The organism is Bacillus sp. K2I17, assembly GCF_002209985.1.
Lineage (GTDB): Bacteria > Bacillota > Bacilli > Bacillales > Bacillaceae_G > Bacillus_A > Bacillus_A wiedmannii.
The window spans coordinates 1-13,071 of record NZ_NJGF01000008.1; the positions used below are offsets into that span (position 1 = coordinate 1).

The window sequence follows — 13,071 nt, forward strand, 5'->3', positions numbered from 1 at the left end:
TCCCCTCCATAGTAAACAGATTAATGTGCTTTCTTTTTACTGTCTACTATAAGGGGATCATATCATTTAAGGTGTCTTTTCTCTTTTTTATGCCATATACTTTTTAAGCCTTTTTTATCTTTAAACGATTTGTAGAAATTAATACAACTCGAACATCTAGCCCGTTATATGTTCGAATATGTAATAAAAATTATATAAATTAAGAATGTATTTTAGATAATTTTAATGATAAACATCAAGGTATCTTCGCCTCCTCCTATCATAATAGCAATGTTTCCTTGCCTATCTCTTTTATTAATTTGTAATATAATTACAGTATGTGAAATTATATTACATGAACTTTAAAAGCGAAGTGAAAATAACCGTCACTTCGCTTTTTGCATTTATAATCCGTATTTAAATTACTCAATTCTATATATACTTCCACATTATTTGCTTTTATTTAATTGGTTTCTCCGTTTTTAAAACTAGTGAACTTAATGCAGGAACTTTAATTTTATTATCATGGACAACGTAAAGTGTTTTACTACCTGCCTGTTTTCCGTCTACTAGTACTTTCCACGGACCTTTCGATGGAAGTGTTATGTCAACGGCTTCCTTATTTGCGTTGTGAGTCACCATAAAGTATTCATTTTTATTCCCATTTCCCTTTATTGAATAAGCCACAACATTTTTGGGAGTATCCATAAAAGCTATATGTTTTTTTATTTGTTCTGCAGATGTCATTCGAAAAGCTGAGTACTTTTTGCGTAAATCTATTAAGCCCTTCATATATTCTACCTCATTATTAAATGCTGCACGGCGCAACCAGTCCATTTGGTTAATTGAATCAGGAGATTTGTAACTGTTATGATCACCATATTTCGTACGCATAAACTCTTGTCCTGCATGTAAGAATGGGATACCTTGTGATGTTAATAAAATCGAAGAAGACAATTTGTGCATTTGTTTTCGCACTTCTTCACTATCACTCGAATTAGTCAACTCAAGTTTGTCCCATAATGTATGATTATCATGTGCTTCCACATAAGTTAGCACCTGCTCCGGATCTTGATACGTAGACGAATTTATATCGTAATCAATGCCTGCCGTAATCCCTTTTTTAATACGGTCTTCCATGTTTTCCTTTCCATTTACAAATCCATTTTCCTTTTCCTCAAATACACTACCTTTTAATCCATCACGTATATTATCGTTAAAATGAGCAATCCCTTTCATTTTCACTGCATTTTTTTGATTTGCTTTCAATTCAGCTGCAAGAGGTGTATTTAAATCCCAACCTTCTCCATGCAGTATAATAGAAGGGTCAATTTGATTGACAGCTTTACGTATTTCATTCATCGTTTCATAATCATGAATACCCATTAAATCAAAACGGAATCCGTCTAAATTGTATTCTTTTGCCCAATATGTGACGGAGTCAACCATAAATTTCCTCATCATTTTCCGTTCTGAAGCTGTATCATTTCCTACTCCAGTTCCATTTGCAAATGTTCCGTCTTCATTGTAACGATAATAATAACCTGGAACTAACTTATGAAAATTAGATTCAGCAGCATTATACATATGGTTATATACTACATCCATCACAACACGAAGATTATTATCATGCAGTGTTTGAATCATTTGCTTTAATTCGGTTATTCGAACAGTTGGTTCATATGGATTTGTAGAATAGGATCCCTCTGGAACGTTGAAGTTTTTCGGGTCATATCCCCAGTTATATTGTGGTTCGTTTAAATTCTCTTCATTTACTGAAGCATAATCAAATATCGGTAAAAGCTGTACGTGCGTAACACCAAGATCTTTCATATGATCAAGTCCTGTTTTCACATCTTTAGGCCCTCTTGTTCCTTTTTCAGTTACACCTAAATATTTTCCTTTATGTTTTATACCACTTTCGGGCTGAATAGAAAGATCACGTACATGCAATTCATAAATAATTGCATCTTCCGGATTTTTAAATTTTGGCTTTTTGTTTGTTTTCCATTTTTCAGGAGTTGTTTCTTCTAAATCAACAACTGCACCTTTATCTCCATTTACAGAAGCAGCACGCACATACGGATCAACTGCTTCTGTCCACCTATCACCAATTTTCACCTTATACGTATAAAAGAGACCTTTTTGGTTCCCTGTAAGTTCTGCTTTCCAAGTGCCTTTTTCACTTTGTTGCATGTTTATTTCAGTACCTATTTTATCGTTCCATTTTTTATATGTAACTAACTTCGCTTCACTCGCAGTAGGAGCCCATACACGGAACTTTGTATGTTGTGGTGTATATATATTACCTAAATCGTTACCACCATAATAAAATGAATGATCAAACTCCGCACTACGAATGACTTTACCGATTTCGGTATACGTATCAGCTACGTTTTCGATTTTAACTTTGTATGTCTGTTTTAAATCAATTTTCTGTTCCGTAATTATTTTCACCTTATTTGTAATATCTCCACCATTTTTATCAAAAGGATTAATTTCCTTAATTTTAATGCCCTCAATTTCAATTTTCTGTTCCTTACTATTAAACGGAACATTAGTCGTTACAGTGATTTCATTAAAACTATCAATAGTTGCTTTTTGAATTGATAGATTCGAAGAAGGCTTAGAAGTATATACTTTATCATCACCCGAAAGAATCCACACTTCAGCACGACCGTCCTTTATATTTTCAATCCAACGATCGCCACCATCTTTTTCCCACTCATTTGTACGAATAATAAATCCTACACGATTATAGTCATCATCTATATTAATCTTAGCGTACTTTCCAAATTCATCTTCACCAGTAAATTCATATGATTTACCATTCGCATTTTCTCCCCATAACCAAAGGTTCCAATCCTTTGTATTTCCAGACTGTTCTTTGTAATGAATGATAACTTCAGTTGTTTTGGAATTTGAAACTGCCTTTACACTTTGAAAAGAGAAAACAGATGATAACATAACGATTATAGTAAGTAATAAAACTGATTTGTTAATTAATCTTTTTATCATTTGCACCACATACACCCTTTCTTTAAATAGTACGTACAATTTATTATGCTCGTACTAAATTACACTACTTAAATTAATCTAGAACTCTCTTTTACTTCACCCCCATATTGGCTATTTTCACATATGTATTTCAATGATCTTTTAATACGAAAACGTTTGCATTAATGTTTAAAAAAATAGATTTATTTATGTCTGCATATATTTGTAAATACTAAAAGATCAAGGAAATCATTTTAAAGCAATCGTTTGTTATCGCTTTCATTTTATAGCACTTTCTATTAAGAGGTCAATATATTATTAATTTTCTGTTTTTATACACTTTAAACCTTATATATGTGTCGTAACTTCATAAAGATAGACAACCTAATTATTGCTTATTAATTGTATTTTCAATCATACATTGCTGTATAAAAAAAACAGCTACTATCTTTAAAATGACAGTAGCTGTTTTTCATAATGTAATAATATATGAATGAAAACTATATTTCTAACTTACTTAATTTTTGCTGCATCAAATGCCTTTTGAACTGCTTGAACTTCAGCAGTATTTGCTCCATATTTATTCGTTGCCACTCGAATACATGCTGATCTCAACTCTTTGAAATTAGAAGTCATGTTTAACTCATCTGTATTTGCATAATAGAAGATATCAAACATTTTATCTTCACCAATCCCTTTAACAGTTACACCGTTATGAGTTCCACCTTTTGCAATGAGATACGCAACTTTATTGATAATATTTGAATTAAAATGAACGCCACCTTGATCCCATCCATTAAAATCGTTAAATTCACTGTAATCATCTGGATAAGGTACTCCAAGTGAAGATGGAACAGAAGCCGGGTTTTCCATATCACGGAAAACAGATCCAGTTTGTTCTCCCATAGTCCAGTTAAAACTTCCATTGTTTACGTATTTCTCAATAGATGTTCCCATAATATCAGATAGCGCCTCATTAATCGCACCAGATTCACCGTAATATTCAAGATTAGATTCGCTAGAAGTAACTGCATGTGTAAATTCATGGCCAGCTACGTCGTATGCCTTGACGATAGGATCTCCGTATACAAGCATACTTCCATTATTCGCACTTAATGCATTCTGCCAATTTTTCGGATCATTCGTATCTCCAGAATCCCAAGCGTGTACAACTGAAACTACCTTTTGTCCCTTATTATCAAAGCTATTACGCTTGTATTTATCTTTATAAAAATCAAATACTTTTGTTGCTAAGTAATGAGCACTTACTGCTTTTGGATCGTTAAATGTTGTCGAAGTACTAGTTGCTAATGTACCAGGATAATAGCTTTCTTCTTTAGTAATGTCTCTATAATTCACATCATATGTTTCAATTCCTTGCCCTCTTGTATAATCAGCAAGGGCATATTTGCCATTACTTTGTTGAGAGATTCCAAATGTACGTGATATACCTAAATCATCTTTTCCTGTTCCAGTTAATGATGTAAGATTGCTTTTTTTACTTTTCTTTAATGCTCCAACTAGTTTTTCACTTGCTTTTAAGTTAGATTCTTGTACCATATTTTTTAACATATCACCATTTTGTGCATTTACTAAATAAGTTCCGGAAACATATTTTGGTGTTGCAGCTTCAAATGTAACTTGATATGCATTGCTAGCTTGTCCATTATTTTCATCAACAAAAATAACTTCTTTAACTTCGGGCTCAGAAATAAAATTGATATCGTTCCCGTACTTCGTATAAATATATTGTTTTGCTTCATCTTTTGATAGATTAATAGTTTTTTTCAATTCTTCTTGTTTTAAATTTTGCGCACTATCACCTGAAATACTTTTAATAACACCGTTATTATCTACGTGTGCAGTTAATTGATGGCCGTATACTTCTTTTCCTTCGTATGTTTGCTGAATACGTACAAGTGTAGTCCCATCATATGAACCACGTTTTTGAAGAACTTTATAATCTACTCCTGTTTCTCCATTGACTTGCTTTGGAGAAAGAGCTTGTTCTGTTTTCTCCTTAAGAGCATCTTTTACTACATTCTCTGGTGCCTTTTGTGACGGTTGTGTAAGTTCACCCGAACGGAACGATTCTTCCTGAATTTGAACTTGAAGTTGATCTGTTTCCTCTGCATAACCTACTCCGTATGGTGCAACAGCCGTTAAAGCTAAACCTGTTGTTAATGCTACCTTAGTTAATGTCTTTTTGTTTTTCATTTTGTTCACCTCGTATAATTTTTGGAATAGAAAGCTTGTACAAAGTATACTTCCTGTTTTTGTCGAAAAAAAGGGAAAATACACAATTTATGTAACATTATGCAAAATTACATATATGTGGTCGATGATATAAATAAAGAACGACACATATATGTATATTAATTTCAATAAAAAAGAGCTCTTTTAGGCGCTCATCCAATTGGTTAGTTGTTAATTATCTATATTCATTCTAATCAAAGTGCCCTTACATCTAAATAACAACATAAAAACCCACTCTTTACTATTTTAAGAGTAGGTTTAATGCTATTAAAATAAAAATTGTTATAGGACATCTTATAATTTATATTACTTATTTAAACTTATATTTCGGACATGAAGTTGATTTAGGATAAAGATGGATCAAATGAATACTAATGACCTTGATAAACAAGAAAAAGAAAGTGCGTGTTTTGTTTTATGACGTATATAGTATATAAATACTGTAGTGAAGCAGCGCATCTACAATTTAGATTTTTTAATATAATGTTGTTATGTATGTCTATAGCTGCAAAGATGGATTGTAACGTTATGAGATAGCTGAAGTCTCATATGAGTTTCAGGCTTTTTTATTTTGTCAAAAATATCTTTAATTTGTCTCCCATTTAAATATAGTAAAGGACACATCTATTGCATGTTATTAGCTCAAGGTATGTTCTTTTAAAGCATATTATAAATATGCATAGTAAGAAATAAAACCATAATTATTCAAATAAAAAATCCCCCGGATTTGTTTAATGATCCAGGGGACTTTTTATTGTTGATTCTTTATATTTCCATACCGATCACAGACTTTTTTAGGATAATGGTATGTCCAAGTTTAATAGTTCTTTGCACGAGAGCTATCTATTTTATATTTATTTAATTATCCTACTAAGTTTTTTGTAAAATTCACCTTTTCTTTTTACATGATTAAACTGATTTGGATTAATATTAACTTTTTGTGAGAGTGCTACAATCTCTTCTTTTGTAATTGAATCTTTAGTATTTATAGATGCTATATTTGTATATTTTCCATCTTCTGTTTTTGGAATTTCTAAAATCCCTTTATTCACAAGATCCACTACAGCCTTGTGCTCTGAAGAATGTGTATTCACCCCAGTAATTTTCCAATTATGCATAACTTTTGGTGTGTATATACCATTCTTTACCTCTTTTAAATATGTAATAGCAAGGTTACGAATGGTGCCACCAGTTTCCCCAAATGCATTCTCTTGTTTAGATGACCATATTTGTTCAAACTTACGCCCCTCTAAAGCTCCACCTTTCGCCTGAAGAGCCTCCATTCTATAAGCATTCATTCCCAGCGTCATAACATCGCTCATTTTAATTGGTTTATTTGTACGAATAGAGCGTAAATTTGTAATTCTACTTCCATAGGGTTTTGTTAAGTCAATTTCGTATTTTACGCCTCCAAAGAAATCGTTCGTACTGTATTTAGAAGCACGACGGGTTTTATCAAAGCTAACTGTTACATCTCCGGCACGAGATGAGTTAAAGTACCCTGCCGCCCATTCCATATAGTCTTTTAAGTCTTTCCCAGTTACCTTATATACTGTAATTTCTCCCAAAGCATATTGATAGTTATACGCAATATCTTTCTTCTTAATAGGACCTACATCCAAACGGGCATTATCGTTATCAATTTGATGGGCGACTACATCTGCTTTGCTGTAGTAGAGCATGACTTCATGAAAGAAATCTGATAAAGGTGTCTCTTGAATCTGCACACTTGGAATACCCTTTATTTCATTTTCAGGAACAAGGTTTCTACCCTTTAATTGAGCGACAACAACATTTGCATCTCCTCTCGCATACTCGTGAAAAGGTGTCAGTGTGTCTTCAAGTGTAGGATCAGATACTATTGTTGTTCCATCAGTATTTTTTACAGGTATAGCTGTAGCAGTTTTATCTTTTAAAACCAGCTTTCCATCTTGCTTTGTAAAAGTAAGGTCAATACGTGAGATATGTGTTCCATATTTATCTGGTTCTGTAATAATAACGCCATTTACAACTTCTTTTTTAACAAGTTTATGCATATGAGCTGCAAAAATAGCACTTAGTTCCGGACAAGCATTCGCAATATCTTGAACACCAGTACCAGGGATTCCATTCTCATTTTCTAGTCCCATATGCATAACGCCTACCATTACATCTACTTTACCTTCTAATTCTTTAATTGCCTTTTTTGTCTCTTCTACTGGATTTTTCACAACTAAACCATCCAAATGATCTGTCCCTTTTTCAAAATCACTAATCATTGGTGTATTCATACCAATAATCCCGACTTTAATTCCACCTTTTTCAACAATTGTATATGCAGGAAGAAAACGCTCTCCATTTTCCTTATAAATATTTCCTGCTAGTGTCTTGCCCTTATATTGCTCACTAACTTTTTTCAATGTGTCTAATCCAAAGTTAAATTCATGATTTCCAAATGCCCAGGCGTCATATTCCATTGCATTCATCGCTACCATCATTGGCGATTGTGGCTGATCATTGAATAACTCTACTGAATTTCCTTGAATTGTATCCCCAGCATCTACTAATATGGTATTGGGATTTTCTTGACGCACCTTCTTTATAACCGTATAAAGCTGCGTTAAACTTCCACTCGTATTTGCACCATCAAGCGCATAATCCCAAGGCATAAATCTACCATGAATATCGGCAGTACCTAACAGTGTAATATTAACATCAGATTCCTCAGCTTTTGAGATAGATGGTTTGACTGTTACTGCTGTTCCAAGAAGTATAAAAATAACAAAATAACATAAATAGTTCTTCCATTTCATTTTTTGCATAATAACAATATTTCTCCCCTTTTTGTACTTTCATAAAGTTGCTTGAACTTTAAAAATGTAACTTATTATTCGGAAAACTTCAACTGCAAAAGAAAATTTTGGAGGTGGTTCTGCTGTGAAAATATAGAGAATAAAATGCATATACCCCCTAGCAGAATAGTATTTACTTCTTCCTCCAACGTGTGAAGAGCGCTAAACCAACGGTAGATGTATATGTACTGTCAAAATTATGGACATATAACTCATTTCCGGAAATCATTATAACTTAAAGATATAGTGTGTAATGCTGATTACATTTTCGGATTTCATTGCTAATTTATTTCCTTCTAAATGAAAATGCTGAGATCACTTCCAAAAATAATAACCCCGTTCTTCATTTAAGACGGGGTTCCACTTATACAACAATTCGGATTCAGTTTTTTTTCGAATATTCGTTTCCTATTCAAGAGTAAGATCTGCTAGTTTCGTATTTTCTTCTGCTTATCAGGACTTATATTTTATCACTCGAACCCTTGATGCTTTCCTAAATCGCTCAATAAATAGATAATAATTTTTACTTTTCAACTTCACAAAGCAATTTTACCTCTTTGATTTGTTCTATATGACGTTGTTCATGCAAATAGATTAATTCTATCCACTGATCAAGAAGTAATTCTCCAAGAGCTGGATGCATCACTGATTTTTTTGCCAATTTAGATTCATCTTCTATTGTACTCAGAAAACGCATCAATGCTTTTCTAGAGTCGGTTAACAAATCAACCATTTGCAGCACTTCAAATGGTTCTATACTTGGTTCAATCATTTCTGGTGCTATAAATTTTATTGATCTATCTAATACAATAGTATGAATTTCTTTACGCTCATTTTGGAAACTATCCATCTTTTTTAATCCTGACAAAATAACCGTTATAACTCTCTCATCTAATAAAACTAAGTGATGACAAACTTGTGCTATACTCCATTTATCCTTATCTGGTTTTCTATTAAATTGAGTATCACTTAACAAAGTAATTTCCTCAAATAATTGATTTCTCGTTTCATAAAACTTGTCCTTTACAAATGTATTCATGTGAATTCTCCTTTCATTAGAACCTATATACTTAGATTCCTGCGTTAGAAACATTCTCTATAGAAGAAAGATTTTCCTTCACTACTGTTTCTCTAATTCACGACTAAATATATGAGTTTTCTCAACATCCTTGAAGATTTCCTTGAGGTTATCATGTGCTGCAGCTACACCATAATACTTTCCACCGAATCCTTTCAATACAACTACATAAAACGTTCCTAATTATCAATCTAGCATTAAATAAATGTAAAAAATGCCCCTATTCATTCATTTTTCATGCGTATGTATGTACATTTGTTAATTTATTCGATATATTATGTGTATTGAATGATTACGAAAAGCTTATTGGTCGCTAAAAAACACCTTATATTTTTATATCCGAGAAAACTACAAAGTGTATAAAATTCCATTTGTCAAATGAATTTAATGCGGAAGGAGGTTTGTGGTTACTTCATCGGGATATAACCATCAGTTTTGAACTGATAAAAATATAGGAGGCGACATAATGTTTCGTACGATTTCAAATTTCATGAGAGTAGCTGAGATAAGAAACAAAATTCTTTTTACACTAGCGATGCTAATTGTTTTTCGAATTGGCACGTTTATTCCAGTTCCTCATACTAACGCAGAGGTATTAAAAGTACAAGATCAAGCTAACGTTTTAGGTATGCTAAACGTATTTGGCGGAGGAGCACTGCAACACTTCTCAATCTTTGCTGTAGGTATTACACCATATATTACAGCTTCCATCATAGTACAATTACTACAAATGGACGTTATACCTAAATTTTCGGAATGGGCAAAGCAAGGAGAAATGGGCCGAAAGAAATCAGCTCAATTCACTCGATACTTTACAATCATTCTCGCATTCATACAAGCCATTGGGATGTCTTATGGTTTTAATAATATAGCAGGTGGACAATTAATTACAGATCAAAGCTGGACTACATACTTATTTATTGCGACAGTTTTAACTGCAGGTACTGCATTTTTACTTTGGTTAGGTGAACAAATTACCGCTAATGGCGTTGGTAACGGTATTTCGATGATTATCTTCGCAGGACTTGTTGCGGCGATTCCAAATGTTGCGAATCAAATTTATTTGCAACAATTTCAAAATGCAGGCGATCAATTATTCATGCACATCATAAAGATGGTCTTAATTGGTCTCGTAATTTTAGCGATAGTTGTTGGTGTTATTTACATTCAACAAGCTGTGCGTAAAATACCGATTCAATATGCAAAAGCTGTTTCAGGAAACAATCAATATCAAGGAGCAAAAAACACTCATTTACCTCTTAAAGTAAATAGTGCTGGTGTAATTCCAGTTATCTTTGCTTCCGCATTTTTAATGACGCCGCGTACAATTGCGCAGCTCTTCCCTGATTCAAGCGTATCGCAATGGTTAGTTGCAAATCTTGATTTCGCACATCCACTTGGAATGACGCTTTATGTCGGTCTGATCGTTGCTTTCACATACTTCTACGCATTTATTCAAGTAAACCCTGAACAAATGGCTGAGAATTTGAAAAAACAAAATGGCTATGTGCCTGGTATTCGTCCTGGTAAATCAACAGAACAATATGTAACGAAAATTTTATACCGTTTAACATTTATCGGTGCAATTTTCTTAGGTGCCATTTCAATTTTACCGCTCGTATTCACAAAAATTGCTACATTACCACCTTCTGCACAAATTGGTGGTACAAGCTTACTTATCATCGTCGGTGTAGCACTTGAAACAATGAAGACGTTAGAAAGTCAGCTTGTGAAACGTCATTATAAAGGGTTTATAAAAAAAGTAAATTAAGTAAAAAACACAGTTGGTTATTTTTCCAACTGTGTTTTTGATTCTACTACCTCTAATTTTCCCACTAATGTATCAATCACTTTTTCTAAGTTCACAATTTTTTCATCTAATGCTTGGATGCGTTTTTCGCTATCCTCTACATTATTATATTTTAACTCATCATTGGAAGATTTGAACTGCTCCCATAATTCAAAAATAGTATTTTCAGTAGGTGATTTTGATTTTTCACCACTACTGGTTGCATCTTTATTTGATTCTAATTCAAATTGAAGTTCATATGTATTTCCAGTTAACTCTTTAGCTATTTCCGCAATTAAATCTTTATAAGACTTTTCAACCCATCCTTGTTGGAATTCGTTTTCAAAATAAATGATTAATGAATTTTCATTTATTCTGGCTGTCGTTTCTTTAACCCATGTTTCATATGAAGGTCTTGAAATTATTAATTGCATTTTACCTTTTATTTCATTCCAAATTGTATTGGGTTCTTCTTGTCCGGAAGTGAGTGGATTATTTTGCATATGATGAATATGTGTGATAGGAGTGGTTTTTGATTCTATTTCGAACCAAATTTGATATTCTTCATTAGTAAGTTTCTGTACGGTACTTGAAATTATATTTTTATACTCACCTTCAAGCAAATCACGATGAAACGCATCCTCACAAAAGATTATTAATGTATTATCTTCTATAGTAGCATTTGTATTTCTAACCCAGGTTATAAATGTTTTCTCTGCTAATTTTGGCCTTAACGCTTTCTTTACTTCATCCCAGCTATTTAGCCTTTCTTTTGGAACATCTTTCAACTTTGATGGTTCGTCATTACATAGATCAAACTGAATTTCAAACGTCGTATTAAACATTTCTCTTAATGTATGAAATACTAATTCTTTGTAGTGAGATTCTAACCAGTCACGAGCAAATTCATTTGGACAATAAATTGTTAATATATCATCCTCTAAATAAACAGTAGTATTAGTAAACCAAGTTTCATATGATGGTTTTGAAATTTGCGGTCGAATTTTTTCCTTTACTTCAGTCCAATTCATTTTCATAATAACTCCCCTCTTTTTATAGTTCTCTTTCATATAGCTTAATAATATTACGCCTTTCCAATAAATAAAGTCAATCCGTATCATGAATAAAATTCAAGCAGCCCTGTTATATACAGGGCTGCTTCTTTATACAACTACATTTCCTTCTCAAATAATTTCCCTTGTTTGAAATAGCTCCGGAGTGTGGATCGATTAGCTAAAAATACACCAACCAAAATAAAACAAGCACCTATTCCCATTGTAGGGTTTAAAGGTTCTCCTAATATGATATATCCTACAATAATAGCAATTAACGGTGATACATATAACCACGTTGACGGGAATACAGGATTTGTTTTTGATAAGAGCCAATAATATAATCCGTGCCCACCAATTGATCCGATAAAGATAAGATATAAAATAGGCCACTGTACACTCCATGAAGCTAATACAGATACATTCGGTTGTTCTACTATGACGGATGCGATTAGTAATAATACCCCTCCGTAAAACATTTGAATACCATTAATGAGAAATGGTGATACACTTTGTAAATCCGAAAGTATTTCTTTTGAGCGAATAGAGCCTATTCCGTAAAATAACTCTCCTATTATTAAAACAAAACAAGCGATACTCCATATGAGACTTACTTCTTGGTGCGTTCCTGGTAAAGAAACAAAAACAACACCTATTAGTGCGATAATTAAAGCAAAAAGTTGCTCTTTTTGTAATTTTTCCTTATTTCTCTTTGCCTGTAATAATAAAATCATCATCGGCCCCGTAGCAGAAAGTACAGCAGCTAATCCTGAAGAAATATATTGTTCCGCCCAGTACAATGTAGCAAATGTCATAAACGTTAAGCAAAAACCAGCATATATAATACGTTTTGAAAATACATGTGGCATAATTTCCTTTCGCTTTAACTTAAATATAATCATCAGAATGACGCCTGCTAAAAAGAAACGAATTCCTGCTGAAAATAATGGGGGCGCTCCTGCTTCAATTCCGATTTTTATCGTTAAAAATGTTGTTCCGAAAATAATACATACTAAAATATAATTGAAAATGACCATTTTTCTTCCTCCTTTTTACTCTTAACATGAGTATAGAAGGTATGGTGTATAA

General features: G+C 32.8%; 7 protein-coding genes. 1 reads left to right on the forward strand and 6 read right to left on the reverse strand.

Going from position 1 to position 13,071, the window contains the following annotated elements:
- Nucleotides 1–438 precede the first annotated feature (438 nt).
- From pulA to CER22_RS11635, 4 genes are all read right to left on the reverse strand, one after another.
- Nucleotides 439–3,003, reverse strand: coding sequence for a type I pullulanase (gene pulA / locus CER22_RS11620; RefSeq protein ID WP_088608795.1), 2,565 nt, complete (start codon nucleotides 3,001–3,003; stop codon nucleotides 439–441).
- Nucleotides 3,004–3,489: 486 nt separating this feature from the next.
- On the reverse strand, nucleotides 3,490–5,193 hold the full coding sequence (locus CER22_RS11625; protein ID WP_088608796.1) for a M4 family metallopeptidase: 1,704 nt from the start codon (nucleotides 5,191–5,193) through the stop codon (nucleotides 3,490–3,492).
- A gap of 893 nt (nucleotides 5,194–6,086) precedes the next feature.
- Entirely contained in the window at nucleotides 6,087–8,033 is a 1,947-nt protein-coding gene (locus CER22_RS11630) for a bifunctional metallophosphatase/5'-nucleotidase (protein WP_088608797.1), read from the reverse strand.
- A 553-nt stretch (nucleotides 8,034–8,586) separates the two neighbouring features.
- Nucleotides 8,587–9,102 carry a DinB family protein gene (locus tag CER22_RS11635; RefSeq protein WP_060486760.1) on the reverse strand — a complete coding sequence of 172 codons (516 nt, stop codon included), beginning with the start codon at nucleotides 9,100–9,102 and terminating at the stop codon, nucleotides 8,587–8,589.
- A 505-nt stretch (nucleotides 9,103–9,607) separates the two neighbouring features.
- Between CER22_RS11635 and secY the strand changes: the two genes are divergently transcribed.
- Entirely contained in the window at nucleotides 9,608–10,912 is a 1,305-nt protein-coding gene (secY, locus tag CER22_RS11640; protein WP_048547274.1) for a preprotein translocase subunit SecY, read from the forward strand.
- Nucleotides 10,913–10,929: 17 nt separating this feature from the next.
- On the opposite strand, the gene CER22_RS11645 is transcribed toward secY, so the two are convergent.
- A complete protein-coding gene (locus tag CER22_RS11645; RefSeq protein WP_088608798.1) occupies nucleotides 10,930–11,967 on the reverse strand; it encodes a DnaA N-terminal domain-containing protein in 1,038 nt (345 codons plus the stop codon).
- Between the two features lie 134 nt (nucleotides 11,968–12,101).
- On the reverse strand, nucleotides 12,102–13,019 hold the full coding sequence (locus tag CER22_RS11650; RefSeq protein ID WP_060486758.1) for a DMT family transporter: 918 nt from the start codon (nucleotides 13,017–13,019) through the stop codon (nucleotides 12,102–12,104).
- Between the last annotated feature and the right edge of the window lie 52 nt (nucleotides 13,020–13,071).